Below are 26,237 nucleotides of genomic sequence, written 5' to 3' on the forward strand. Positions count from 1 at the left end.
CGCAGCACTGACTCCCTAGAAGGAAGGAACCCAAACAATGTTGGAACACCTCTGGCGCAGCATCCATTCCCCGGACTACTTGCCCAACGTACTGGAGTGGATGCTCCATATTCTCCTCAGCCCGTTCATGGTGATCATGTGCCTGATGGTCGGCGCGCTGGCGGGAAAATGGTGGAGAGCCCTGCCCTACGGCAGCCTGACTTGTTATGTGGTCTTTCTGAGCCGGTCTTCTTTCTATCGCTGGGAAAGCATTTTCCCCCTGGCTGGCCTGCCTGCGCTGGCGATAGATGGCGCACTGCTTGCGCTGCTCGGCTTTTATTTGAAAGGCGTACTCAGAACCCGCGCAGACGCAAAACCCGAAGGCCATTGGCTGCGCAGGCTTTATCAAGGCCTTAAGGTCGTCATGCGCACAGTCATGGTGATGTTCTGGGGATTGGTCGTGCTGTTTGTCGTGGTCTTCACTGTCTCGGTCGCTACCCAGCCGTCATTGGCGCACTGAGCAGCTTCCTGCTTGATCAGACAAATCGGGACCCAGCTTCGCCGGAAACAGCGGCCGAATGAGCTGCCGGTTCGACCAGATGAACTTCAGTGGCATTGCGACCCGCCAGCCAGGCCAGCACAGACGCAGCGACCAGCACCGCCGCACTGAGCTCGAATGTGGCTTTGTATCCGCTCAGGTCAAAAGCCAGACCGCCAATGATTGCGCCTCCGGCGATCGCCAGTTGCACAATGGCCACGAGCAAGCCGCCTCCGGCTTCCGCATCATCCGGCAGTGTTTGCGCCAGCCATGTCCACCAGCCGACCGGCGCGGCCGTGGCGACCAGTCCCCACAGTCCGAGCAATACGGCGGTGAGCACCGGTGATTTGCCGAAGCTGACCAACGCCAGCGCGATGGCCGCCATGATCAGCGGGATGACGGTCAACGTGCGGTAGAGGCCGCGGCCCATAAACCGTTCGATCAGAAAGGTGCCGATAAAACCGGCCAATCCCAGCCCCAGCAGCATCAAGGACAAGGTTGAGACGCTGACGCCGGTCACGCCCTCAAGAAAGGGCCGCAGGTAGGTGAACAGCATGAACTGGCCCATGAAAAATACGCTGACAGCGACCATGCCCAAGGCGACGGGCAATTGCTTCATCAGCCGCAGAACGTTGCCGCTATTTGCCTGGCGTTCGGCCTTGAAGGACGGCAGGCTGATCAGCAGCCAGACAGCGGCCAGCACGGCGACCGGAACCACACAGAAGAATGCGCCGCGCCAGCCGATCAGCGAGCCAAGAAAGCTCCCTGCCGGAGCGGCGATGACCGTGGCCAAGGCGTTACCACCATTGACGATGGCCAGCGCTCGCGAAACCTGTTCAGGCTTCACCAGACGTATTGCAGTCGCCGCCGACAGCGACCAGAAACCACCAATCGCGATCCCGATCAACGCACGTCCGAACATGAATGACGGGTAACCCGGCGCGACCGCGACGATCGTACCGGAGACGATCATCAGCAAGGTCAGGCCCAGCAACAATTTCTTGCGTTCGACGCGAGCGGCGACCGAGGCAATCAGCAGGCTGGTGATCAGTGCAAAGGCACCGGACACAGAAATACCCTGCCCGGCCTGGCCTTCGGTGATGTGCAGGTCGGCTGCAATCGGTGTCAGCAGGCTGACCGGCATGAACTCTGAAGCGACCAAAGCGAATGCGGCCAACGACATGGCCAGCACGGCGCTCCAGCCGCCTGTTGTTTTAGAAGGATCTGTAGAAGGAAACGTCATGGGAACTACCTGTGGTGCGAAAAACCTGTGGATGTGATGCGCAGGGGCAAGCAGCTTGAAACCCATTCGGGCACTGCCCCTGTAACAGATAGACACATTCTCCCGGTCAATCCGGCCCTTCCCTAGCGCATTCCTCTTGAATGCTTGCCTGATCCTCTGGCGATGCAGGGTGATGGATAGGAAACGTCTCGCGCGCGGATTAGAGTTCGGTCAACAGGAGTGACCCGACATGATCCCTACCCCTCTGCCCCAGGACTCGCCTTTGGCGTTGCACATTGACCCGCGCGTGAGTGCGCCCGGTGACTTCGCCACGGCCATCCCCGGCTTGTCGCTGTTTCGTCGCGACCAGCCGGCGCCCCCTGTTGTGTGCATGATCGAACCGAGTCTGATTCTCGTCGGTCGCGGCGAAAAGCGCTTGTGGGTCGGTGGTGAGGGTTACAGCTATGACCCGTCACGGTTTCTGGTGACCTCTCTGGATCTGCCCGCCAACTCCGAAGTGATGCTTGCCAGTCCCCAGCAGCCCTGTGTCGGCCTCGTGCTGAAACTGGATGTCAGCATGCTCGCCGAGGTCATCACCAAGAGCGGCTTGCCGGCCAAGCGGCAGCCAGCAACAGGCACGGGCGCCGCGATTGGCAGCCTGTCGTCGGCGCTGGAGGGCGCGCTTGATCGCCTGCTGGCATTGCTCGATGAACCCGAGGCGATCCCGGTGCTGGCGCCGCTGATTCTGCGCGAAATCCACTATCGGCTGCTGCACACCGACCAAGGCGCACGGCTGCGGCAGATCACGGCCGTCGATGGTCAGGGTTATCGCATCGCCAAAGCGATTGACTGGCTCAAGGTCAACTACACCGATGCCCTGCGCATCGACGATCTCGCCGCGCGGGTGCAGATGAGCGCGCCGACCTTTCACCATCATTTCCGTCAGCTCACTGGCATGAGTCCGCTGCAGTACCAGAAATGGCTGCGGCTCAACGAAGCGCGGCGGCTGATGCTGGTCGAGCGCCTCGACGTTTCGCGGGCGGCGTTTGCGGTCGGCTATGAAAGTCCTTCGCAGTTCAGCCGCGAGTATGGCCGGCTGTTCGGCACCGCGCCGAGTCGTGACATCGCCCTGCTGCGCGGTCAGCCATTCGAGGCAGAAGCCCTCGGCACAGTAGCGAATTGAACGAAAAACGGTGATGCGCCTCGCCGCGTGTCACCGCTCATAACAATGCACGTCAACCGATGATCAGCGGGTGAATCATGGAACTACGAATCAACCAGAAGACCTATCAGGTCGATGCCGACGCCGATACACCCTTGTTGTGGGTGATTCGCGATGATCTGGGCATGACCGGGACCAAGTACGGCTGCGGCCTGGCGCAATGCGGCGCCTGTTCGGTGCTGGTGGACGGCAATGTGGTGCGCTCGTGCGTCACGCCGGTGGCCGGTGTGGTCGGCCGCGAGGTCACCACCATTGAGGCCATCGAAAGCGATGACGTGGGCAAACGGGTGGTGTCGACTTGGGTCGATCTGCAAGTCGCGCAGTGCGGTTACTGCCAGTCCGGGCAAGTGATGGCCGCCACCGCGTTGCTCAAACAGAACCCCAAGCCGAGTGATGCGCAGATCGAGGCGGCGATGGTCAATCTGTGCCGCTGCGGCACTTACAACGCGATTCATGCCGCCATGCATGAGCTGGCCGGCAAGGGAGACGCGTGATGAACGTGCGAATCGACCCTTCACTGCAAGCCTCAGCACTGGATCTGCACGAACCGATCAATGTATCCCGCAGGCGTTTTCTCACCGGCACCGCCGTCGGCGCACTGGTCCTCGGCTTCGGTCTGCCGCTCGGTGCGACACGCGTGCAAGCTGCCGTTGCAGCGGCGACGGCCGAACGCGGCACGCAGGTGCCGGCGTTTCTCGAGATCCGCCCGGACAACCGCGTGCGTCTGCTCTGCCCGTTCATGGAAGGCGGACAAGGCACGTTCACGGCGATGGCACAAATCGTCGGTGAAGAACTCGATGCCGATCCGTCGACCTTTCTGGTCGAAGCCGCACCGCCCGGCGAAGCCTATGTGGTGTTGGAAAACGGCATGCGCATCACCGGCGGCAGCATGTCGGTGCGCATGAGCTACCCGGTCATGCGTCGCCTCGGCGCCCTCGCCCGCGCCATGCTGCTGCAGGCGGGCGCGCAGCAACTTGGCGTGCCGGTGAGTGAATTGACCACCGAGCCTGGCAAAGTCGTGCATGCCAAGTCGGGCCGCTCGCTGGCCTACGGTGAACTGGCTGAGCGGGCGATGGATCTGCCGGTTCCTGATCCGGCTTCGGTGCAACTGCGTGATCCGAGCCAGTTCCGCTGGATCGGCAAACCGGTGAAGCGCCTCGATGCCTACGACAAGTCCACGGGCAAGGCGCTGTACAGCATCGACCTGAAGGTCGACAACATGCTCCACGCTGCCGTGCAACACGCCCCGCGTCTGGGCATGACCGTGGGCAACCTGCGCAACGAAGAGCAGGTCAAGGCCATGAAAGGCGTGCATTCCGTGCATCGTCTGCCGGGTGCCGTGGCGGTAGTCGCCGAGCGCTGGTGGCACGCCAAACGTGCGGTCGAGGCGATCCAGGTCGACTGGCAAGAGCCAACGGCCGATAGCAAAGTGCGGCCGATGCCCGCGGACTTTTCCAGCGATGCTTGGTTCAAGCGCCTCGCTGAAGACAAAGGCCCGGCCAAAGATGATGAAAACCAAGGCGACGTGGCTGCGATGTTCAAGGGAAGCAAAACCCTGATCGATGCCACTTACCACAACCAGTATTTGAACCACGGTCAACTGGAACCGCCTTCAGCACTGGCCCGATTCAATCCGGACGATTCGCTGGAGGTCTGGTTGCCGAATCAGGCGCCGGACATGTTCCGTGCCGACATCGCTAAACGCACGGGCCTCGATCTTTCGCGCATCACCTTGCATTCGCCGCTGCTGGGTGGCTTCTTCGGGCGGCATTTCCTCTACGACTCGGCCAGTCCCTACCCTCAGGCGATCGCGCTGGCGAAAGCGGTTGGTCGTCCGGTCAAACTGATCTGGAGCCGCGAAGAAGAGTTCCTGCGTGACGTGCTCCGCCCCGTTGCTGCGGTGAATTTCCGTGGTGCTCTGGACGCCGAAGGCTGGCCGCTGGCAATCGAAGCGATCAGTGCCACCGAAGGCCCGACCGAAGCCCTCGCCGGCAAGCAGGGTGAGAAGCTTGACCCGACGGCGCTTGAAGGCTTGTCGGGCAAGTCCTACGCGATCCCCAACAAACGCATCGCGCAGATCTACGTCAAAGGCCCGGCGATGCTCGGTTACTGGCGTTCGGTGGGCAATTCGCTCAATGACTTCTTCTATGAATCGTTCCTTGATGAACTGGCCGACAATGGCGGCAAGGACCCGTTTGACCTGCGCCTGCATTTGCTGCGCGACAACAAACGACTGACCACCCTGCTGCAAGCGGTGGGCGAGCTATCCGGAGGCTGGAAGCGCGGGCCGTTTACCGCCGAAGACGGCAGCAAACGTGCACGCGGCGTGGCCATGGCTTCGCCGTTCGGTACAGAGACGGCGGTGATCGCCGAGGTGTCCATCGAGAACGGTCAGGTCAAAGTGCACGACATCTGGCAGGCAATTGACCCGGGCAGCATCGTCAACCCAGCGATCGTCGAGGCTCAGGTCAATGGCGCCGTGGCGCTGGGGCTGTCGCAAACCCTGGTGGAAGAAGCCGTGTGGATTGATGGCAAACCCCGGGCGCGCAACTACGACTTGTATCCGATCCTGCCGCCTGCGCGGATGGCTCGGGTCCATGTGCGTGTGGTCGAGAGTGGCGAAAAAATGGGTGGCATCGGTGAACCGCCGCTGCCTGCGGTCGCGCCCGCCGTCGCTAACGCGGTGGCAAGGCTAACCGGTCAGCGGGTGCGCAGCCTGCCCATGAGCCGACACACCTTCACTTGATCAGCGCCGGAGCGTCCATGAATAACAGCCGATTCGCAAGAACCGCTGGCTGGCTGGCAGTGCCGTGCCTGGTCGCGGCAGGCCTGCTGGCCTGGTATGTCACTCGCGAGCCTGTCTCGCGCCTTGAAACCCATCAGATCGCCGTTGCTGACATCGATCCGGCACTGGTCGCCCGTGGCGAATACGTCGCCCGGCTCAGCGATTGCGTGGCCTGCCACAGCGTGCCGGGCGGTGCGCCGTTCGCTGGCGGCCTGGAAATGGCCACACCGCTGGGCTCAATCCATGCGACCAATATCACCCCGGACACGGAAACCGGCATTGGCCACTACAGCCTGGCGGACTTCGACCGGGCGGTACGCCACGGCGTGGCGCCCGACAGTCGCCGGTTGTACCCGGCGATGCCCTACCCGTCCTACGCCAAGCTCAGTGACGATGATGTGCGTGCGCTGTATGCGTTCTTCATGAAAGGCGTGGCACCGGTGAAGCAGGCGAACATCGCGAGCGCGATTCCTTTTCCGCTGAACCTGCGCTGGCCGATCGCACTGTGGAATGGCGTGTTTGTCGACGCCGAGCCCTACGTGGCCAAACCGTCGCAAGACGAACAATGGAACCGTGGCGCTTACCTCGTTCAGGGCGCCGGGCACTGCGGCAGTTGCCACACGCCGCGCGGCCTGGCGTTCAACGAGAAGGCACTGGATGAATCCGGTAAACCGTACCTCGCCGGCGCCTTGCTCGATGGCTGGTACGCGCCGAGCCTGCGCGATGATCACAACACCGGGCTGGGCCGCTGGAGCGAGCAAGAGATCGTGCAGTTCCTCAAGACCGGTCGCAACCAGCACGCGGTGGTCTACGGCTCGATGACTGAGGCGTTCAACAACTCCACGCAGTTCATGAGCGATGACGATCTGACCGCGATTGCCCACTACCTGAAGTCACTTCCCGGGGATCGCGAACGGGACGGCGCGCCGTGGCAGTATCAAGCGGTTTCGGCAGCACAACGTCTGGACTCGCCCGGTGCGCATACCTACGTGGCGCGCTGTGCTTCCTGCCATGGCCTCGACGGCAAGGGGCAACCTGAATGGATGCCGCCGCTGGCCGGCGCCACCTCGGCACTGGCCAAGGAAAGCGCCTCGGCGATCAACATCACCCTCAATGGCTCGCAGCGTGTCGTCGCGGCTGGCGTGCCGGATGCCTATCGCATGCCGGCCTTCCGTGAACAGCTGTCGGATCAGCAGATCGCCGAAGTGCTGACATTCATGCGCAGCACCTGGGGCAATCAGAGCACAGCGGTTGATGCGCAGACGGTGGGCAAACTGCGGGAACACACCGATCCGGCCAGCAGCAGCCCGATCATCCTGCAAATGCGCTAGAGGAGAGAGACTGATGGAAAGCATCGACTTGCTGGTCCTGCGCACGGCGCGGGACTGGCTGGCCGCTGGCGAACGTGTGTTGCTCGCTACAGTGGCGCGCACTTGGGGTTCGTCACCACGGCCGACGGGATCGATGATGGCTTTGCGTGACGACGGTCGCGTGGTGGGCAGCGTGTCCGGCGGCTGCATTGAGGATGATCTGATCCATCGCTACACCACGGCTCATGGCGGCAGCGCTTTTAGCGACAGCGCACCGCAAGTGGTGCGCTATGGCGTCAGCGCCGATGAGGCACATCGCTTCGGCCTGCCCTGCGGCGGCACGCTGGAACTGATCCTTGAGTTCAACCCGGGGTGGCAGTCGCTTGACGCGTTGTTGGGGCAGCTGGACGCCGGGCAACTGGTTCGCCGTCGTCTGGCGTTGGAGTCGGGTCAGGTCAAGCTCGAACCCACAGCGACGCCGGAACAGTTCAGCTTCGATGGCGCGCAGATGCTCAACACCTTGGGGCCGGGTTATCGGATGCTGATGATCGGTGCCGGCGCGCTGGCCGAATATCTGGCCACCATGGCGTTGTTCAACGGTTTCAAAGTGGCGGTGTGCGATCCGCGTCCCGAGTACATCGAGACGTGGGCAGTAGACGGTGTCGAGCGGATTGTCGGCATGCCGGACGACGTGGTGCGCGACTTCGCAGTCGATCTGCGCACCTGCATCGTCGCCTTGAGTCATGACCCCAAACTCGACGATCTGGCCCTGCTCGAAGCGCTGCACGGCCCGGCGTTCTACATCGGTGCGATCGGCTCGCGGCGCAACAGCCAACTGCGCCGCGAACGCCTGATCGAGCATTTTGGTGAAACCGAAGCGTCGCTTGAGCGCTTGCACGGGCCGATAGGCCTGTACATTGGCAGCAAGACGCCTGCGGAAATCGCCGTCAGTGTGATGGCGGAGATTCTTGCGGCGAAGAATGGCGCGAGTCTGCCGAAAGCGTTTTCAATTGCCAGGGCCAAAGCGCTCGCAGAATGAGCCGTGCGGTTACTCTGCGTCGGCGCCATCGGCCGGCAACGAAACGACGTGGTGTGAACGGCCTCGGCGCCGATGTCCTGCAGAAGACACTGTGTTCCTCGACAGGTCATAGAACCCCTTCCGGCAAGAAGGGTCTGCTCTCCTATGACCTCTCAGGAATACGTCCCATGTCCGCGCAACGCAACCTTGTCATCCTCGCTCGGGGAGGCTACGCCGCCCGAGGAATGCTGTATCTGATCATTGGTATCTTTGCGTTGCTGGCAGCCCAGGATTCAACCAAGCCGAAGGACAGTCACAAGAGTCTGGAAGCCTTGCTGGGCCAGCCATTCGGCTATTTTCTGGTTGGACTTGTCGTGGCGGGGCTGCTCGCATTTGCCGCTTGGCGTGTCCTGCAGGCCACGCGCGATGTCGATCATCACGGCACAAAATTCAAAGGCCTGGTGATTCGCACAGGGCTGTTGGTGGGAGGCTTGGTCAACGCTGCTCTGGCGTTCTTTGCATTGGGCCTGCTCATCAGCGGGATTAAAAGCTCGGGCGATTCCGCAGGACAGACCAAAGACTGGTTGGCGCATCTGCTGTCCTGGGAACACTCGAACTGGCTGGTGTACCTGATCGCCCTCATTCCGCTTGGGGTCGGCATCGCTCACATCTTCAAGGGCTGGAAAGCGACGTTCGAGAAGTATTTCGAGGCCGACGAGGATGTCATGCGCTACGTCCGCCCGGTCTCGCGGTTTGGCCTGATAGCGCGCGGCGTGGTGTTTATCGAGATTGCATTGCTGCTGGCAGTCAGCGGTTCCACCTATCAAGCCATGGATCCACCGGGTATGAAGGAAGCGCTCGATGCACTGCAAAATCTACCCGCTGGCTGGCTGATTTTGATGGTGATGGCGTTGGGGCTGATTGCCTTCTCGGTTTACAGTCTGGCGGAAGCTTTCTGGCGCAAGATCAATATGGATGTGCCGGGCGTAGCGAGAACGTAGGGTATAACCCTTTGGCGATGATCACCCCGGAAAAGTCCAGACGCCGATTGCCAGACTATTGACCGAACCTTTCCCGCGAAACCAGCGTCCGAGCTAAGGCGTTATCGCTTACCGCTCACCACGAGGTTTCCGTTTGAAAGCAGCCATCGTCAGAAAATACCGTTTGATCATCAAGACTCTAGGCTATGTCGGCTGGGCGTTGTTCTGGCTGCTGCTCTGGGACATCGCCGTCACCGTCGACTTCATGCTGTTCCTCAACGCCAAGCTGAACTTGCCGCTGATGCCCCTGACTTTATTGGGTTCGGCATTGATCGTGCTGATCAGTTTCCGCAACAGCAGCGCTTACAACCGTTGGTGGGAAGCACGCACGCTGTGGGGGTCGATGATCAACAATTCGCGCAGCTTCGCCCGGCAGGTGCTGACGTTGCTGGATGATCCCGACGGCGAGGTCAATCCGGTCAAGTCGACCCTGTTGCGCCGCCACGTCGCCTATGTGAATTGCCTCGCGGCGCATCTGCAAGGCCAGCCTTGCCCTGAGGAAGTCCGCGCGTTTATTCCCGCCAATGAATTCGCCCGCAGTGGCACGACCAATAACTTTGCCAACGATATCCTCACCGGATCGGCGACTTTACTTGCACGAGAATACAAGGCTGGGCGCCTGGACAGCATTCGCCTGGCGCGGCTGGAATCGACATTGGTGGATCTGTCCAACAGTCAGGGTGGCATGGAGCGGATTGCCAATACGCCGCTGCCCTACCCTTATGTGTATTTCCCACGGCTGTTTATTTCGCTGTTCTGCCTGATCGTGCCGATCGGGCTAGTGGAATCCCTGGGCTGGTTCACGCCGCTGGCCTCGACCGTGGTGGGCTTTATGCTGCTGGCCATCGAACGCATCGGCACCGATCTGCAAAGCCCGTTTCGCCACAGCGAACACCAGATTCAGATGGAAGCGCTGTGCGAAACCATCGAGAAAAACCTGCAGTCGATGCAGCGTGATTCCTTGGGGGATGTGCGTCGGCTTGAAGAGAACGCTTGAGGTGCAGCAATCGGTAACCGTCAGGACGTCTGACGGTTTCCAAATCAATCAGAACGCCGCACAACATCGCTTGTTATCGCACCGCGCTCACACATCTCCCGGAGCGCTCACTGTCATCCCCCTCTGCTTCCCGCTCCTCGCGGTCTCACATTTTGCGATGTGAGGTTTTCGCATCTGCATAAAAAAGATTGCCGATTCATTGTCAGGTGATTTTTTTCAGCCTATCTTCAATAAAACCTATACAAAGCACTTCATTGCGTACAACTCTTTCGCTATGGATTGGCCTCACGCACAGCACTGCCGCGAGCACCTTGAATGAACCCACTATTAGCCAGCCATTACCGTGAAATTCTCGTCGGCGTCGGTGAAAACCCCGAGCGCGAAGGACTGTTGGACACACCCAAGCGCGCCGCCAAAGCGATGCAGTACCTGTGCAACGGCTACACCATGAGCCTGGAAGACGTCACCAACGGTGCCTTGTTCGAGTCGCAGAGCGATGAAATGGTGATCGTCAGCGACATCGAGCTGTATTCCTTGTGCGAGCACCACATGCTGCCCTTTATCGGCAAGGCACATGTCGCGTACATCCCCACCGGCCGGGTCCTGGGGCTGTCGAAGGTCGCGCGGGTGGTAGACATGTTCGCGCGTCGCCTGCAGATCCAGGAAAACCTTACACGGCAGATTGCCGACGCCATCCAGCAGATCACCGATGCCGCCGGTGTGGCAGTGGTCATTGAAGCGCGGCACATGTGCATGATGATGCGCGGCGTTGAGAAGCAGAATTCGGTCATGACCTCCTCCGTGATGCTGGGGGCTTTCCGGGATAGTTCGACGACACGGCAGGAGTTCCTGCAACTGATCGGACGTCGATAAAGCTATACAGGGGACAGTCACTGTACAAGCCGATAGTTCGAATCTCACCCTCTTCACTTGTGTGTTTCAGGGAGTTAGGCGATGACCCGATTTCTGCTGTTACTGGCACTGGTCCTCAGCGTCGCAAGCTGCGGCAGCGTAGATGTTGCCCGTTATGCCGAGCAACAACCGGCCCTGGACCTGCAGCGTTTTTTCAGCCAGCCCGTCAAAGCCTGGGGGATGTTTCAGAAGCGCAACGGTGAGGTGGCCAAGCGTTTTGAGGTCAACATCGTCAGCCGGCGTGAGGGCAACAACCTGATTCTCGACGAGCGCTTCCTGTACAGCGACGGCACCCGCCAACGTCGCGTCTGGACTCTCACGCCCGAAGGCCAGGGGCGTTGGAGCGGTCGCGCGGCTGACGTGGTGGGTGTCGCCGAGGGCCAGGTCGCGGGCAACACGTTGCACTGGCGTTATCGCCTGAACCTGCCGGTCGATGACTCGACTTACGAAATGAGCATGGACGACTGGATGTACTTGATGGACGAGGACACGTTGATCAACCGCACCAGCATGTCCAAATTCGGCGTAGAGGTCGGACAGGTGACATTGTTCTTCCGTCGCCAGGGTGCCGGAGTCAGCGAATGAACCGCGCATTGACCCTGGCCTCGCTCGGCGACGGTTATCGCGCGCTGGTGATCGGCGCCAGTGGCGCCCTCGGCACAGCCTTTTGCCAACTGCTGAAACAGGATCCGCGCTGTGCCGACGTTCGTGCGCTGGGGCGCCGTACCCTCCCCGCGCTCGACCTTGAACGGCCCGAAACGATTGCCAGTGCCGCCACCGAACTGGCAGGCGAAGCGCCGTATCAACTGATCATCCACGCGGCCGGTCTGCTCCATCGCGAAGGGATCAAACCGGAAAAAAGCTTCAGCGCAATCGAGCCGGAGGCGCTGCAAACCGTGTTTCAAGTGAACACGCTGGGACCGGCATTGGTGTTGCGTCATTTCCTGCCACTGCTCGATCCTCGGGGAGCGATGGCGATGCTTTCGGCCAAGGTCGGGAGCATTGGCGACAACCGTTTGGGCGGCTGGTACGCCTACCGCGCCTCCAAGGCTGCGTTGAACATGCTGATCAAGACCGCCGCCATCGAACTGGCACGCACGCGCCCGCAGAGTCGCTTGCTCAGTCTGCACCCGGGCACGGTGGTGTCGGGGTTGTCGCAACCTTTTCGCGGCGCCTCCAGCGCCCGTCCGGCAGACGTTGCCGCTGAACAGTTACTGACCTTGATAGACCAGTTGACGTCGGCCGACAGCGGCCATTTCTTTGCCTACGATGGAGAACGCCTACCCTGGTAGGCAAGGAGTGAAGCATGAACCTGCAAGCCCTCACCGAACGTGCGGCCAACAGTGAAATACGTGAACTGGAGCTGCTGTCACTCGAAGGTGGTTTTTATCTGGCGCGGATCCGTCTGGATCACGGCCAGTTCACCCTGCTGGATGACGCAGCCAAGCCGATGCACCTGCGCTCGATCACCCACCTGCGTGACTTGCTGCAGACCGTGCCGGCCTTTCCCTGCGTGCTGGTGCAGCAATGCGTGCACGACGAAATGTGCGGGCGCGATACAGGGCCTGTCGAAGAGCTGCGCATTCCCTTTTCGCTCACTACGCCCGTATGAGTCGAACCACGCACATCAACTGGTAACGAGCGGGGGCCGCCCCATTTGTCGCGTACCCGCTAAGCTGGTGTTACGGCCGTGCGTCAGTTGAACGTTGTTGGCTGAGTGAAAACAGCAAAATAGAAATACTGTCATAACCATGATTTTTTCTGACAAAACGGCGTCTTTTGCAGGTTTTCAAAAGCTCTGTTGAAGCCTGTCAGAGCGCCATTTGCGGCCCAAACGGATTATCAAAAATCCAATAACGCTTTATTACTGAATTAGTGATTTAACTAGGTAGTTACCTAACTATATAATGCCCTCCTCATTTCAACGGGACATTCAACGTGAAGCAGAGTCAACGCCTCTCGGGCATATCAAAATTCATTCTGATCGGGCTGGGCGTCGTCATCGCCCTGCTCGGCTTGGCGCTGGCTGCGGGCGGCGTGAAGTTGGTCAGCCTGGGAGGCTCGTGGTACTTCCTGGTGGGTGGCTTGGTCATGGCCGTTTCCGGTTTGCTGATCGCGCGCTTCAAGCTGGCCGGTGCGTGGCTGTTCGCCGCGTTTCTGGTGGGCACCGCGATCTGGGCGGTGAGCGATGCCGGGCTGGTGTTCTGGCCGGTGTTCTCGCGCCTGTTCATGTTCAGCGTGATCGGCCTGGTCGTGGCGCTGGTTTATCCGCTGCTCAAGCGTGCCAACGGTGGCGTTGCCGGTCGCGGCGCTTACGCTGTGGCGGCAGTGCTGGCGGTCGGCGTGGTTGTGGCGGCCGGCAATATGTTTGTCGCCCACCCGACCGTTGCTGCCACCGGCACTGGCCCGGGCCTGACCCCGGTCGAGCCGGACAAGGCGCAGAAAGACTGGGCGCACTACGGTAATACCGAAGGTGGCAGCCGCTTCGCTGCGCTGGACCAGATCAACCGCACCAACGTCGACAAGCTGAAAGTCGCGTGGACCTACCACACCGGTGACGTCGCCGAGAGCGATGGCAACGGTGCTGAAGACCAGCTCACCCCGCTGCAGGTTGGCAACAAGGTGTTCATCTGCACCCCGCACAACAACCTGATCGCCCTCGATGCCGACACCGGTAAAGAGCTGTGGAAGAACGCGATCAACGCTCAGTCGAAAGTCTGGCAGCGCTGCCGTGGCATGGCCTATTTCGACGCCACCAAAGCGATTGCTCAGCCGAGCAACTCGTCGATCATCGAAGCCAAGCCTGCACCGGCCGCCAATTGCCAGCGTCGTCTGCTGACCAACACCATTGATGCCCGTCTGATCGCAGTCGATGCGGACACCGGCGAGTTCTGCCAGGGTTTCGGCAACAACGGCCAGGTTGATCTGAAGGCTGGTCTGGGTAACGTGCCGGACAGCTACTACCAGTTGTCCTCCGCTCCACTGATGGCCGGCACCACCGTGGTAGTTGGCGGTCGCGTAGCTGACAACGTGCAAACCGACATGCCCGGCGGCGTAATCCGTGGTTTCGATGTGATGACTGGCGCCATGCGCTGGGCATTCGACCCGGGCAACCCGCAGGATAAAAAGGCTCCGGCCGACGGCAGCACCTACGTGCGCAGCACGCCGAACAGCTGGGCGCCGATGTCCTATGACCCGGCGACCAACACCGTTTTCCTGCCGATGGGCAGTTCGTCGACCGATATCTATGGTGTCGAGCGCAGCAAACTCGATCACACCTACGGTGCTTCGATCCTTGCGCTGGACGCCACCAGCGGTGACGAGCGTTGGGTATTCCAGACCGTGCACAACGATCTCTGGGACTTCGACCTGCCAATGCAGCCGAGCCTGATCGACTTCACCAAGGACGGCAAAAGCATTCCGGCACTGGTCATCGGCACCAAGGCCGGGCAGATCTACGTGCTCGACCGTGCAACCGGCAAACCGCTGACCGACGTGAAAGAAGTGCCGGTCAAAGCGGCAAACATCCCGAACGAACCGTACTCCCCTACCCAGCCGAAATCGGTGGGCATGCCAGAAATCGGTGCTCAGCACCTGACTGAATCGGACATGTGGGGCGCCACTCCGTACGATCAGCTGCTCTGCCGCATCGACTTTAAAGGCATGCGCTACGACGGCTTGTACACCGCGCCGGGCACTGACAAATCGCTGAGCTTCCCGGGTTCGCTGGGCGGCATGAACTGGGGCAGCATCTCCACTGACCCGGTGCACGGCTTCATCTTCGTCAACGACATGCGCCTGGGTCTGTGGATTCAGATGATTCCTTCGCAGAACAAAGGCCAGGCGGCTGGCGGTGGCGAAGCGCTGAACACCGGCATGGGCGCCGTACCGCTGAAAGGCACGCCGTACGCCGTGAACAAGAACCGCTTCCTGTCGGTGGCCGGCATTCCTTGCCAGGCTCCACCGTTCGGTACGCTGACGGCGATTGACATGAAGACCCAGAAAATCGCCTGGCAGGTTCCGGTCGGTACCGTTGAAGACACCGGTCCACTGGGCATCCGCATGCACTTGCCGATCAAGATCGGTCTGCCAACCCTCGGCGGCACTCTGTCGACCCAAGGTGGTTTGATCTTCATCGCCGGCACCCAGGACTTCTACCTGCGCGCGTTCAACAGCGGCAACGGTGAAGAAGTCTGGAAAGCACGTCTGCCGGTCGGCAGTCAGGGCGGCCCGATGACGTATGTTTCGCCGAAAACCGGCAAGCAATACATCGTCATCACCGCCGGTGGTGCGCGTCAGTCGACCGATCGCGGCGACTACGTGATGGCTTACGCCTTGCCGTAAACCACTGCGTCCACGTTAAACGCGGACGCTTGCTTTGAGCGCGGCACCTTCGGGTGCCGCGCTGCTTTCCCCCTATTGCTCAAGTTTTCTGCAGGAAGATTTACATGCTATCGGCTGTTGGTTTTTCCCGTTCCGACCTGTTCAAAGGCCTGTTGCTGGGCGTCGCGTGCACCACTACCCTCCCCGCGCTGGCCGACAACGATTCCGATCTGTTGAGCCGCAGCACCCTCACCGGTGACTGGGGTGGCTTGCGTCACCAGATGGATGAACAAGGCATCAAGTTCACCGGCGATTACAGCGGTGAAATGGCATACAACGCCGACGGCGGTTTGCATCGCTCGGCGCGCTACTCGCAGAACATCAAGCTCGGCGTGCAGTTCGACCTGAGCAAACTGTACGGCGTCGACAATGCCGGCAAGGTCCAACTGACCATCAACGACCGCCGCGGCAACAGTGCCTCGGAAGACCTCGTCGGCAACCGTCTGCCGATTCAGGAAAACTACGGTGGCCTGTACACGCGCCTGACCGAACTGAGTTACGAGCGCAGCCTGTTTACCCCGGCGCTCAACGTGAAGCTCGGTTACATGGCCATGGGTAATGACCTCGGCGGCCTCGACAGCGGCATTCTGTGCAACTTCATGAACGCCGGTTTCTGCGGCCATCCGCTGAACATGTCCGGCGGCAGTGGCTGGACCAACTATCCCAATGCGCATTTGGGCGTGCGGGTGAAATACGACCTGTCGTCCTCGTGGCAACTGCGCGTGGCCGCGTTCAACGTCGATCCGGAAAGCAACGGCAACTCCAGCCGCGCCTGGCATCTTGGCCCGAAACACACCACTGGCACCGTGGTGCCGATCGAGTTGGTGTACAAGCACGCGGGTGAATTGCCCGGCGAATACAAGCTCGGTTACTACTACGACAGCTCCGACGTAAAACGCATCGGCAGTGACAAAGAAGTGTCCGGTCGCGGCGGGCATTACCTGCTGATCGATCAGGCGGTCTGGAACTCGCCAACTTCCGAAGGCCGCAGCCTGCATGCCTTCGGCCAATACTCGGCGGCCAGCGAAGCAGCTTCGCCGTTCAGCAAGTGGTACGGCACCGGCGTGGTTTTGTACAAACCGTTCGAAGGTCGCCCGCGTGACACCGTCGCTTTGGGTTATGGCCGCGCCGTGCCCAACCCGCGCAGCCGTGACGTGCTGCAGGACGCCGCATTGAACAACGGCACGGCGTTCCCGAACCTGGACAGCGCCGAGCAATTGATCGAACTCGGCTACGGTTATCAGGCCACGCCTTGGCTGACCCTGCGCCCGAATGTGCAGTACATCATCGAGCCAGGGGCGTTTTCCGGGCAGGACATCGACAATGCGTTGGTGTTTGGTTTGCAGGTGAAAGCGGCGCTCTGATCTCTAAATAGCAGGCAATAAAAAACCCGGTTCGAATGCCGGGTTTTTTATTGTCTTCAAGATCACTTTTTCTTTTTAGCCGACTTATCAGCCTTCTTCGAATCCTTGGCCTTCTCAGGCTTGCTGTCCGCTTTTTTCGTCGACTTCTTGGGCTCGGCGTCTTTCTTCTTGTCTTTCTTGTCCTTGTCGGAGGACTTTGAAAGCGCCGAGGCTGCCGCTGATTTCTTCTCGGGTGATGACTTTTTGTCTTTCAAGTCCTTGCTGGCTTTCGAAGCGTCGCCTTTGTCTTTGCTTTTCTTTTCGTCTTTAGCCACGTTGACCACCTCTCGGAGTGTGCCGTTATTGACACGGGGCCTGTGCGATTGACCACAAGCTAATCATTAGGCGAGCAGGTTCCAAGGCCGTTCAGATTATTTTCAGGCGTCGAGACAGGCCAAATGAAGGCAGCGCCGATTGCCCCCCAGCGCCACCTTCAGCGACGGCCGGTTAATCAGGCCTTGTTGCCCGCCGCTTGCAGCGCCTTTTCAGCATTGAAACCGTCGTAGTTTTCGAACACGCCCATAAAGCCCGGCACGGTCACGTCCCGCGCCCAGTCGCGCTGCAGTTCGCAGTACATCTGCACGCGGCTGATGAGCTTCGCACCCGCCTGTTCCATTCGGCGCAACGCTGCCTCATGCGCGGCGAGCGACGTGCCGCCCACCGCATCGATCGGCACATAAACCTCATAGCCTTCCTGAATCGCGTCGAGCACCGGGAAGGTCAGACAGGCTTCAGTCCACAGCGCGGTCATGATCAGTTTCTTGCGCCCGAGCGCTTTGACTGCCTACTTGAACTCGGTGTCCTCCCAACTGTTGATCGACGTGCGGTCATAGGTCGGCAGATGACCAAGCACCGCTTGCAACTCTTGAATCGGTGGTTTGTTGCGGCCCGTCGCGACATTCACGGTCGAGTGGATGATCGGCAGGTTGTAGTTGACCGCCGCTTTCGCAACGCTGGTGATGTTGAAGACCAGTTCATCGCGTGGCATCGAGCGGATCGAGGACACCTGAACCGGTTGATAGTCGATGACGATCAATGCTGAATTCTCGGGCGTCAGCAGTTGATCGGTGTGGGGGTTGCGGATTGCTTCGCTTGCCATTTGCAGGTCCTTTTGTATGGGTAACGCACGTCGGTGCAGCGGCCGTGGCCCGTGCGGCTGATGGGTTCCAAAGCACCGGCGAGTGACGCCGTGCCTGGAAAACCCATTGTGCTGTTCCCCTATCCGCGGCAGTAGTAGCATCCCGAGGCGAACTGTGTCGCGCCAAGGGGAACGCGAAAATGGATATCGAAGAACTGCAAACCTTCGTGGACGTAGCGGATGCCGGGGGCATTTCACAAGCGGCATTGCGGCTCGGGGTCTCGAAATCAATCGTCAGCCGCCGGCTGGCCCGGCTTGAAGCAGAACTCGGCGTGCAACTGCTGGCACGCTCCACTCGTGGGGCATCGCTTACCGAGGCCGGCGCGACGTTCCGCGATTACGCCGCCCGAGTCTGCAGCGAAATCGATATCGCCAGGGAAACCATCCTGCCCGCTGGCGCCCTGCGTGGCCGCCTGCGAGTAGCAGTGCCATTGTCGTTCGGGCCGACGCACTTCGCCCCGGTGCTGGCGGAAATGGCACGCCGTCACCCGCAATTGCACATGCAAACCTGCTACAGCGATCGCTTCGTTGACCTCATTACCGAGGGCTACGATTGCGCCATTCGCGTGGGATATCTGCAGGACTCCAACTTGATCGCAAGGCGTATCGGCCCGGTCTACACCAAGCTCGTCGCAAGCCCGGACTACATCAAAGCGCACGGCGCCCCCGAAACCCCGGACGAACTGCACGCCCATCAGGCACTCATGCAAGGCACCGAAGCCTGGCAATTCATGGCGGCTGACAAGGTCATCACGGTTCGCCCGCAAGGACGCTTCAAGGCTGACAACGGCACTGCCCTCGCCGCAGCCGCGACCGCCGGCCTCGGCGTCGCCTACTTGCCCGATTGCCTCACCCACGAACACATCGCCTCGGGTGCACTCGTGCCGATCATGACCAACCATCCACCGCCCCCCGCCGGCGCCTACCTCCTCCGCGCACCAGGCCCGCATCCCGCGCGCAAGATCCGCGTGCTCACCGAACTGCTGATCGAGTACTTCGGCGAATCTCCGCACCTCGCGGTGCCGCCGCTGTCACAGCACGAAGAAGCGCCGGCGTTTAGCTGAGGAAAGCTGAAGCCATGAAAGGAGAATTGAGGTGCCGTAACGCTTGGCGCGGCGGTGATGATGCTGGTGCTGGGGCGACCTTATGGGGCGTTTCTTAACGGCGTGCGCAAGCTGTTTGGCCTGCCGCCGGGCGGGGACAGGCCGATGTCATTGAAGGAGTAGTCGGGGCTACCTCGCCAGAACCGGGTTCAACGCTGCTGGCGTTCGCCAGGTTACGTCAGCCCAAGCCCCACCGCCGGGCGCCAGCAACTGACGCAGTTGCGGCTCGTCAAACGCTTCGCCCAGCGAGTCGACGCGAAACGTCGCGACCCATTGCTTGCGCCCCGACTGATAGGCCTTGCCGAAATCTTCCCAACTGTCGAAACAGTCCTGCGCCCGCTGCGCATTGAGCAGCAGCACGCGCCAGGCGAGGTCAGGCTCGAGCCAACGCATCAGCAGCGCACACCGGACCAGAAACGTCACCCGCACGCAGGCAAAAGCCATGGCCGCACGCGGGTCATCGGTGGCTGTCAGCGCCTGCAAATCGAGGCCAAACCACTGCTGATCGAGCGTCGCACTGAAGTGCGCCCGCACCGCCTCGTCATTGCTGTTGCTGCGGATCCCGGCCTGGTGCAGCAACGCTGCCCGCAGGATCGTCTGCGATTGCTCGGTGAAGTGATCGCACGCTGGCGAGTAGAAACCCTCGACGGCCATCGCATCGACCATGGGCTGGGCCAGCAGCAGCGACCAGTGTTTGCGCTGGCTGAACAATGAGGCGCCGCGAGGTCTGAACGCTCGCCACAACAACCAGCCTGAAACAACCACTGTGATAAGCAAAAACATGTCGGTTTCCTTACCTTGCCCGCGCCTGCCAGGCCTGGATTTCTTCCACCAGCGGCGAGGACATGTCCGGCCACGGCACACCTTCGGTCAGGTACTGCGGGTCATTCGGCTGATGCTCAATGCGCTTGCTGAAAACATGCCGGGTGGCGTACCTGACCGATACCGCTTGCGGGGCCACCTGCAAGAACTGCTGCGGCTGACGCCCGGCCACCAGCCATTCGACCATGGCCGAAGGCGCATCGAGGCGCTCGTACAATTGCGGATAGCGGGCCACCAGCCGAGTCTGGGCGGTCGGGTCGTTGACCTCTTCGATGCGCAGCCAGCCCGCGTCGGTGCGCACAATGCCGATGGCGATGCAGTCGGCGGGCGTCTGCTCGTCGGTGTCCAGGGCATTCAGACACTGCAGCAGGTCCGGGTAATAACGCTCGACCGGCGGCCGGTTCTGCTTGCCCTTGACCTGCTCGACAGTCAACGTACCGTCGTCCTGGACGATCAGGCTGATAGTAATGTGCGGCTGGCCTTGGCCGTCGCGCAGACTGAACACGCGCATGCGCTGCTCTTCCACTGCTTCGGCGTAGCGTTCACCGTAGCCGCCGGTCAAGGCGCGGCGATCGGCAAACTGGCCCAGGCAGTGGCGCATCACGTAACTTTCAAAGGCCATTTCCGCACGCAGCAAATCACTCTCGGGCCGCAGCTCCTGCAATACGTGCTCAGCGGTGGTCACTCGCGTGAGCAACGCCTCAGGCTGGCTCTGACACCAGCCCTGCTCGACCCGCGCAGCCATCTGCGCATGCTCCTTTTGCCACAGCGCCAGTGCCTGCGGGCAGTTGATCCGGTCAAGCTTGCCGGCCAGCGCGGTGCCCTGACGCGAGGTCAGGAACTCCACCAGCAAGGTCTCCTCGGCCAGCAGCGGCGCTTGCTGCGGATCGACCCAGACCAGCGGCGCGAACGCCTGCTGCGAAGCTTTGCCGGCGTCGCTTAAATGTTTGGCCACCCAGGACGGCGGCTCGGCGCCCAATGCCTCGACAGCCTGCTCCAACGTCAGGATGCGCCGCGCAGGTTCGAAGTTACCGACCAGATGACGATAGAAATGGTTGAGCAACCATTTGCTCACCTCTGGCGCATCTCCGCGAGCCTTACTGCGCTCGGCAATGCCGCGCTTGAGTTGATCGGCATTGAGTGCGTTGCGCGGGGCGTAACCGGACTGGCGCTGCGCAGGTGTCACTTCCATATCTGCCACCAGGCCTTGCCGGCCGATTTTGCCGGCGCCTGCAGTTCGGCGATGAACTGGCGAAACTTTTCATTGTTGCCCTGATCCACCTGGCTGTTCGGATCACTGCGCAGGATCGCGCGCTGGTAATAGGCCACGGCCTCTTCTTTGCGCCCGAGTCCCTTGAGCACATCACCGGCACAGCCCAGCAGGGTTGGTTCGTCGCCTTCGTTGATGAGCTGCGCGTAACGCAACCACAGGCTGGTGGCCGCCTCCGGCAGGCAGTACGACAGGTAAAAGGCAATTTTCATCCGTGCGAACAGCGGCGAATACTCCAGCTCTTTGTCGCTGATTTCGCGCTCTTCCTGCCATTTGAGAATGCGCTCCAGCCAGACCGGAATCTCGCGTTCGCGGTCCAGCCAGTACAGGGCGCGGGTGACGTCCTGTATGTATTCTTCTGGATCGTGGCGGCTATAGCCGTAGTCGGCCGCGTAGTGCCAAAGCTGTTCGGCGGCGTCGGCGATGCCCTGGTTATCCTTCAGCTCGATGCGGTTGCGCAGGATGCCCTGATAATGTTCGGCGAACGAGCTGGCGGCGATGCCGCGGGTATGCAACTCAAGGGCCTGCTCAACGAGTTGTTCGTTGTAGCAGCGGTAATTGATCGCGAGGTTGTTGCACAGCATCGAGTACAGGTGCGCGCAGGCATCGAAGCGATGTCCGCGGCCGCTGGCGAAGCATTGCTCCATACGGGCCTGGCCGAGTTCATAGGCAAGCTTTTGGACTTCGCGCAGCCGCCACCAGGTCGGCTCGGCCTCCTCGCTCGTGAGATCCTCGACATGCGTTTCGACCAGGTCCTCGAGGGCATTCGCGAACTGGTAGTAGTACATGCCAGCGGCCATGGGCGGCAAAGGCTGGCGCAGGGCATCGGCAATGCCGTGCACATCGGCGTGGGCACTGAACAGGCTGAAGACGCTGCGGTTGTCCTGCATAGCGCCGGCCGAGACGGCCTCGCGCAGCATCGTCAGTTGAGTGTTGGCGTCGATGCGCCCGGCCTGATGTTCGCGCACCGCCATCAGGCGGGTAATCCATGGGTGGTTCGGCGAGCGGCGCTCGGCCTCTGCCAGCGCTTGGTCGAATACGTTGTCGATTTGTTCAAGGTCATTGCGCGCAGCATGCAGAGCATCGAGCAACGGGCCCAGCGACGGTGTCGACTCGTCACGCCACGGCAGGCCGGAAAGGAACTGCTCCAGCACCGTTTGATCGTCACAGGCACGCATCACGCACAACGGCCACCACGCGGACTGATCCTCGGCATCGAGCAGGCGATCGTGGACCCAATAGGCCGTGCCCGGCCACAATTCGCCGCGCATTTCATAGATTTCCATGAACGCACGTTGCCCGGCCTCTTCGATCTGGCCGTTTTCCAGCAGCCAGGGCAGATGGAAATCAACGAAGTTGTCACCGCCGCTGGATTCCAGGCTCAGGGTTGCCACTTCACAGATTGCCAATGCGCCGGCCAGGTTGCCCTGAGCCTGCAGGGAGCGCGCGGCCAGACGCGCCAGACGCACTTCCCATTCCCGGCGCTGGGGCAGCGACAATTCGGCGATCAAGCGCACCACCGGTTGCTCGAACATCGCCAGACGCAATGGCACGATTTCGATCAGCGCATTGCCCAGCCACAGCCAGTCGTTAGCGTCGACGTCCTGCTCTTCGCCGGCGGTGCGCAATGCGGCAATTGCCGCCAGCGCGGCTTCGCGCGCCTCTTCTTCACGTTCATGGTTGGCCAGCACCCGCGCCCGGCGCCGGTACTGATCAGCATCGTCCCAGGCCCGCAGGGCGTGACGGGCCGGGTTGACCTGGGCCAAGGTGTGACGCACCTCGATAGCCTTGAGGGCGACGTCGACGGTGGCGTGCTGCAGATCATCGAAAATGCGGTAGCGCCGGTACTGCTCGATATCGAACGGCAGGGGCTCGTGGGTCAATTGCTGGAGGGTGTCGAGCGTCAGCAACAGGCCCTGCTCGTCTTTGAGGTAGTTGCCCAGTCGCAGCTGGTAAATCAGCAGATTGACCTTGAGCTCGTTGCGCGCGTCGTCAGGCGTAATCTCGATCAGTGCCTGTCCGTCGTCGGCCAATACCGCTTTGGCCCTGTCAGCATCACCGGCGTTGACCCACAGCCCGTGCAGACGGCCAATCGACTCCAGCGAGGCCGCCCTGAGCGGCTGGGCGCGCAACTGGTCCAGCAGATAGTCGGCACCGTGTTCCTCATGCTCGACCTCAAGACGATCCATCAATTGATCCAGCTGGATGCCGGACAGCACGGTACTGTTTTGCGTCATTGTGAACTCCATTTGCGAATGACTGTGCATCGCCCGATGCATCCTGCGTCGGCGCCCTCGAGTGGGCAGCGGGGACTCGTTTACGTCTGCCAGTGACCGGCAAAATGACGACAAGGATCGGGTAATACAGCGAGGTGGCGCACGCTACCAGTTGGCGTTTGAAAAACCAAGCGTGCGGGTGGGGCGCAATCAGTGATTGGAGTGCAAACAGTGGACGGGCACGATATCACCGGTTTGACAGCTCACTGCAAACGCTCCTTCGATCAGGATCATTGAGATCAGACTGTGCCTCATCGATTGAGGACCCGCCCTACCCGTCAAACGTTTTTCTCGGTCATGTACTGGCTGAAATTGTTGATGTGGTCGTCAAGGTTATCCTCGAGCATCATCCGGTACTGCTCACAGAAATACTTCAGCATCGCTTCGCGAGCCTGTGCCATTTCTTCGCCCGACTTGAAACCGCGGGCGCTCACCCAGGCGTTGAATCGAGTGGTGCCGAACATCATCGACGCGCTGACTTTGCCAAGGTTTTCGAATACTTTCAGCTGCTCGTTCGACAGGTTTATATGCGCATCGGCGCGATCGTAGAATGCATCATCGGTCGTATCGGTCATTGCTGATTACCTGTCTGTCAGTGTCGGGAAATTGCGTAATTGGAACACTTCCCGCTTTGGCTCGCTACGCCCCAAGAGTGCTGACAAGCACGTCAGTGGCCTGTATCACTGTGTGCTCCCCATCCAATATTCCACGCCCGGGCGCCAATCCATGAATACCTTCCAAGCCGCAAATGGCCATCTGATGATTGAATTAGGCGACTTTTCTGATGCCGACTGGAAGGCGCTGGAGCGCAAACTGGTGAATGTCTGGGGGTTTCGCTGCAAACGTCACCACTGTTGACGCCCTCGTGACGATCCCGTCACTCACAAATACCAGCGATATTCTCGCGCACTGATCTCCTGCATAAACGCCAAATGATCCTGGCGTTTATTCTCGCAATACACATCGACAAACTCCGCACCCAGCCCCTCACGCAACTGCGGCTGATGCTGCATCGCGCGCACGGCCTCGAACATCTCCTTGGGGAAATCAATCCCGCTGCTTCGGTCTTCGTTCAGCGGTGCGATCGGTTCTTTGCCGGACTCCAGCCCATGCTCCAGCCCCACCAGAATCGCCGCCAGCACCAGATACGGATTGGCGTCCGCGCCCGCCAAGCGATATTCAACCCGCAGGTTCTTCACGTCCGACTCTGGAATCCGCAGACAAGCATCGCGATCCTCAAAGCCCCAACTGGCTTTGGTCGCGGTGTTCACCGTACCGCCCAAGCGGCGCATCGAATTCTGGTTCGGCGCGAAGATCGGCATGCTGTGCGGCAGTAACTCCAGGCACCCGGCCACCGCGTGGCGCAACGCCTGTTGCTGATTCGCGGCTAGCAGATTATTGCCCGCCGAATCGTAGAGACTGACATGCACATGCATACCGCTGCCCGGATGTTGCAAGTAGGGCTTGGCCATAAAACTGGCGCGATAGCCGTGTTTAAGCGCCACACCGCGCGTGCTGCGGCAGAACAACGCCGCCCAATCCGCCGCACGCAAACCGTCGTCGAGATGGCCGAAGTTGATTTCAAACTGACCGGGGCCGAGTTCTGCGGTGATCACCGTGGCGTCGATACCTTGCGCCCGGGTGGCTTCGACCATGTCATCCAGCACCGGCGCGAAGCGTGAAAGGCGTTCGATGTGCAGGTTCGGTTGATCATCGGCGTCGTCAGTCAGGTCGTCGCGGGGGAATTGCGGCAGACCGTCGCGCAGCTTTTTATCGAACAGATAGAATTCCAGCTCAAAGGCCACCACCGGATGAATGCCTTTGCGCGCCAGACGCTTAAGCACCTGCGCGAGGACTTCACGGGGTTCGAACTCGATCGGCTTTTCGGTGCCGTCCGAGGTGATCAGCATCTGCCCCAGCGGCTGCGCTTCCCAGGTCACCGGTTTCAGTGTGCTCGGCACCAGACGGCGCACGGCATCCGGGTCGCCGTCGTTGAAGCAGTAATCGCCAATCGGGAACAAACCACCCTGCACGCCCAACAGTACGCAGTTCTGCGGCAGCTTCAGTACGCTGCCGGCGGCGACTTTTTCGAGCATGTCGATTGGATAACGCTTGCCATAGAAGTGCCCGGGAATGTCCAGGCAAATCAGGTCAACATAACGCACCTCGGGGTAGCGTTGGCGAAAGGCACGCACTTCGGCGAGCAGGTCAGCGCAGACAGCGTCCATCGTATTTATCCTTGTTGTAATCAGGTGTAGACCCAGAGCACGCGGGTCAACTGCTCGGTGAGGTTGCCGTAACGGCAGCGGGTGTGACTGTCGAACTGGAAGCTGTCGCCGGCCTTCAGCGTGGTTGGTTCTTCGTCGTCGCCCAGCCACAGCGTCAATTCGCCTTCGAGGACGTAACCGCCCTGCTCCGAGCTGTCGGTCAGATGGCGATCACCGCTGCTAGCACCGGCTTCGAGATGACTTTCGAGCATGGAGAACGAGGCACGGATCTGCGGCGACACCAGAATGTCGGTGATGCCGTTGGCGTAATACAGCGTGCGACGCTCGTCCGGACGCGTGACCCACGGCAGTTCTTTAGGCTTGGGCAGGCTGTAGAAATAGGTGGTTGGCACGCCGAAGGTTTCGCTGATTACGGTCAGGTCCGCCACGGTGGGCCGCGACAGTCCGCGCTCGACCTGCGACAGGAAGCCGACCGAACGGCCGATCTTGTCGGCGAGTTCCTTCAGGGTCCACTTCTTGTGCTTGCGCAGGTCGTGGATGAGGATCGCCAGTGCGGCGATTTCTTCTTGCTTGTTCATGGTCGCCGATTCC

The 26,237-nt window shown here is 60.7% G+C and carries 24 protein-coding genes and 1 pseudogene; 16 read left to right on the plus strand and 9 right to left on the minus strand.

The window, feature by feature from the left end:
• The first annotated feature begins 37 nt into the window (after positions 1-37).
• Positions 38-499: a hypothetical protein gene (locus M5G26_RS06370; protein WP_273914743.1), complete on the plus strand. Its 462-nt coding sequence runs from the start codon at positions 38-40 to the stop codon at positions 497-499.
• A 16-nt stretch (positions 500-515) separates the two neighbouring features.
• On the opposite strand, the gene M5G26_RS06375 is transcribed toward M5G26_RS06370, so the two are convergent.
• Positions 516-1,760, minus strand: a complete 1,245-nt coding sequence (locus M5G26_RS06375; protein ID WP_273914744.1) for an MFS transporter — start codon at positions 1,758-1,760, stop codon at positions 516-518.
• A 229-nt stretch (positions 1,761-1,989) separates the two neighbouring features.
• On the opposite strand from M5G26_RS06375, the gene M5G26_RS06380 reads away from it, so the two are divergent.
• From M5G26_RS06380 to M5G26_RS06440, 13 genes are all read left to right on the plus strand, one after another.
• Complete coding sequence (locus tag M5G26_RS06380; protein ID WP_134175519.1) at positions 1,990-2,922, plus strand: AraC family transcriptional regulator; 933 nt, start codon at positions 1,990-1,992, stop codon at positions 2,920-2,922.
• 77 nt (positions 2,923-2,999) lie between these two features.
• Complete coding sequence (locus M5G26_RS06385; RefSeq protein ID WP_038361490.1) at positions 3,000-3,455, plus strand: (2Fe-2S)-binding protein; 456 nt, start codon at positions 3,000-3,002, stop codon at positions 3,453-3,455.
• Positions 3,455-5,707 (plus strand): xanthine dehydrogenase family protein molybdopterin-binding subunit, encoded by a 2,253-nt coding sequence (locus M5G26_RS06390; RefSeq protein WP_273914745.1) that lies wholly within the window; start codon positions 3,455-3,457, stop codon positions 5,705-5,707. Before M5G26_RS06385 ends, M5G26_RS06390 begins: the two co-directional genes overlap by 1 nt.
• 17 nt (positions 5,708-5,724) lie before the next feature.
• Complete coding sequence (locus M5G26_RS06395) at positions 5,725-7,077, plus strand: c-type cytochrome (RefSeq protein WP_273914746.1); 1,353 nt, start codon at positions 5,725-5,727, stop codon at positions 7,075-7,077.
• A gap of 13 nt (positions 7,078-7,090) precedes the next feature.
• Positions 7,091-8,095, plus strand: coding sequence for an XdhC family protein (locus M5G26_RS06400; protein ID WP_273914747.1), 1,005 nt, complete (start codon positions 7,091-7,093; stop codon positions 8,093-8,095).
• Between the two features lie 167 nt (positions 8,096-8,262).
• Positions 8,263-9,075 (plus strand): DUF1206 domain-containing protein, encoded by an 813-nt coding sequence (locus M5G26_RS06405; protein WP_150692444.1) that lies wholly within the window; start codon positions 8,263-8,265, stop codon positions 9,073-9,075.
• Positions 9,076-9,208: 133 nt separating this feature from the next.
• Positions 9,209-10,111, plus strand: coding sequence for a bestrophin family protein (locus tag M5G26_RS06410; RefSeq protein WP_273914748.1), 903 nt, complete (start codon positions 9,209-9,211; stop codon positions 10,109-10,111).
• 315 nt (positions 10,112-10,426) lie between these two features.
• Positions 10,427-10,984: a GTP cyclohydrolase I FolE gene (gene folE / locus M5G26_RS06415; protein WP_077572935.1), complete on the plus strand. Its 558-nt coding sequence runs from the start codon at positions 10,427-10,429 to the stop codon at positions 10,982-10,984.
• Between the two features lie 81 nt (positions 10,985-11,065).
• Complete coding sequence (locus M5G26_RS06420; protein ID WP_077572936.1) at positions 11,066-11,608, plus strand: DUF3833 domain-containing protein; 543 nt, start codon at positions 11,066-11,068, stop codon at positions 11,606-11,608.
• Complete coding sequence (locus M5G26_RS06425) at positions 11,605-12,315, plus strand: SDR family NAD(P)-dependent oxidoreductase (protein WP_273914749.1); 711 nt, start codon at positions 11,605-11,607, stop codon at positions 12,313-12,315. The genes M5G26_RS06420 and M5G26_RS06425 overlap by 4 nt, the downstream gene beginning before the upstream one ends.
• Positions 12,316-12,329: 14 nt before the next feature.
• Positions 12,330-12,635: a DUF6482 family protein gene (locus tag M5G26_RS06430; RefSeq protein WP_077572938.1), complete on the plus strand. Its 306-nt coding sequence runs from the start codon at positions 12,330-12,332 to the stop codon at positions 12,633-12,635.
• A gap of 326 nt (positions 12,636-12,961) precedes the next feature.
• Complete coding sequence (locus M5G26_RS06435; RefSeq protein ID WP_273914750.1) at positions 12,962-15,367, plus strand: glucose/quinate/shikimate family membrane-bound PQQ-dependent dehydrogenase; 2,406 nt, start codon at positions 12,962-12,964, stop codon at positions 15,365-15,367.
• 104 nt (positions 15,368-15,471) lie between these two features.
• On the plus strand, positions 15,472-16,770 hold the full coding sequence (locus M5G26_RS06440; protein ID WP_273914751.1) for a carbohydrate porin: 1,299 nt from the start codon (positions 15,472-15,474) through the stop codon (positions 16,768-16,770).
• A 62-nt stretch (positions 16,771-16,832) separates the two neighbouring features.
• Here M5G26_RS06440 and M5G26_RS06445 read toward each other — a convergent pair whose 3' ends face one another.
• Both M5G26_RS06445 and M5G26_RS06450 read right to left on the minus strand, forming a co-directional pair.
• Positions 16,833-17,093 carry a hypothetical protein gene (locus M5G26_RS06445; protein WP_273914752.1) on the minus strand — a complete coding sequence of 87 codons (261 nt, stop codon included), beginning with the start codon at positions 17,091-17,093 and terminating at the stop codon, positions 16,833-16,835.
• A gap of 167 nt (positions 17,094-17,260) precedes the next feature.
• Positions 17,261-17,908: pseudogene (locus M5G26_RS06450) on the minus strand (hydrolase).
• Between the two features lie 179 nt (positions 17,909-18,087).
• On the opposite strand from M5G26_RS06450, the gene M5G26_RS06455 reads away from it, so the two are divergent.
• Positions 18,088-19,011: a LysR family transcriptional regulator gene (locus M5G26_RS06455; protein WP_273914753.1), complete on the plus strand. Its 924-nt coding sequence runs from the start codon at positions 18,088-18,090 to the stop codon at positions 19,009-19,011.
• 168 nt (positions 19,012-19,179) lie between these two features.
• On the opposite strand, the gene M5G26_RS06460 is transcribed toward M5G26_RS06455, so the two are convergent.
• The 4 genes from M5G26_RS06460 to M5G26_RS06475 all read right to left on the minus strand — a co-directional run bounded on the left by M5G26_RS06460 (position 19,180) and on the right by M5G26_RS06475 (position 23,993).
• Positions 19,180-19,833, minus strand: a complete 654-nt coding sequence (locus tag M5G26_RS06460) for a DUF1266 domain-containing protein (protein WP_273914754.1) — start codon at positions 19,831-19,833, stop codon at positions 19,180-19,182.
• Positions 19,834-19,843: 10 nt separating this feature from the next.
• Complete coding sequence (locus M5G26_RS06465) at positions 19,844-21,064, minus strand: hypothetical protein (RefSeq protein ID WP_273914755.1); 1,221 nt, start codon at positions 21,062-21,064, stop codon at positions 19,844-19,846.
• On the minus strand, positions 21,055-23,379 hold the full coding sequence (locus M5G26_RS06470) for a hypothetical protein (protein WP_038361521.1): 2,325 nt from the start codon (positions 23,377-23,379) through the stop codon (positions 21,055-21,057). Before M5G26_RS06470 ends, M5G26_RS06465 begins: the two co-directional genes overlap by 10 nt.
• 317 nt (positions 23,380-23,696) lie before the next feature.
• Positions 23,697-23,993 (minus strand): DUF3144 domain-containing protein, encoded by a 297-nt coding sequence (locus M5G26_RS06475; protein WP_273914756.1) that lies wholly within the window; start codon positions 23,991-23,993, stop codon positions 23,697-23,699.
• 151 nt (positions 23,994-24,144) lie between these two features.
• Here M5G26_RS06475 and M5G26_RS06480 point away from each other — a divergent pair, with 151 nt between their 5' ends.
• Positions 24,145-24,276 (plus strand): hypothetical protein, encoded by a 132-nt coding sequence (locus tag M5G26_RS06480; protein ID WP_273914757.1) that lies wholly within the window; start codon positions 24,145-24,147, stop codon positions 24,274-24,276.
• A gap of 23 nt (positions 24,277-24,299) precedes the next feature.
• Here the strand turns inward: M5G26_RS06480 and M5G26_RS06485 are convergent, their stop codons facing one another.
• Together M5G26_RS06485 and M5G26_RS06490 are read right to left on the minus strand one after the other, a co-directional pair.
• Complete coding sequence (locus M5G26_RS06485; protein WP_273914758.1) at positions 24,300-25,646, minus strand: glutamine synthetase family protein; 1,347 nt, start codon at positions 25,644-25,646, stop codon at positions 24,300-24,302.
• A 20-nt stretch (positions 25,647-25,666) separates the two neighbouring features.
• Positions 25,667-26,224 (minus strand): helix-turn-helix domain-containing protein, encoded by a 558-nt coding sequence (locus tag M5G26_RS06490; RefSeq protein WP_273914759.1) that lies wholly within the window; start codon positions 26,222-26,224, stop codon positions 25,667-25,669.
• Positions 26,225-26,237: the final 13 nt, after the last annotated feature.

Source organism: Pseudomonas sp. TNT2022 ID642 (assembly GCF_028656995.1).
In the GTDB taxonomy this organism is placed as follows: domain Bacteria; phylum Pseudomonadota; class Gammaproteobacteria; order Pseudomonadales; family Pseudomonadaceae; genus Aquipseudomonas.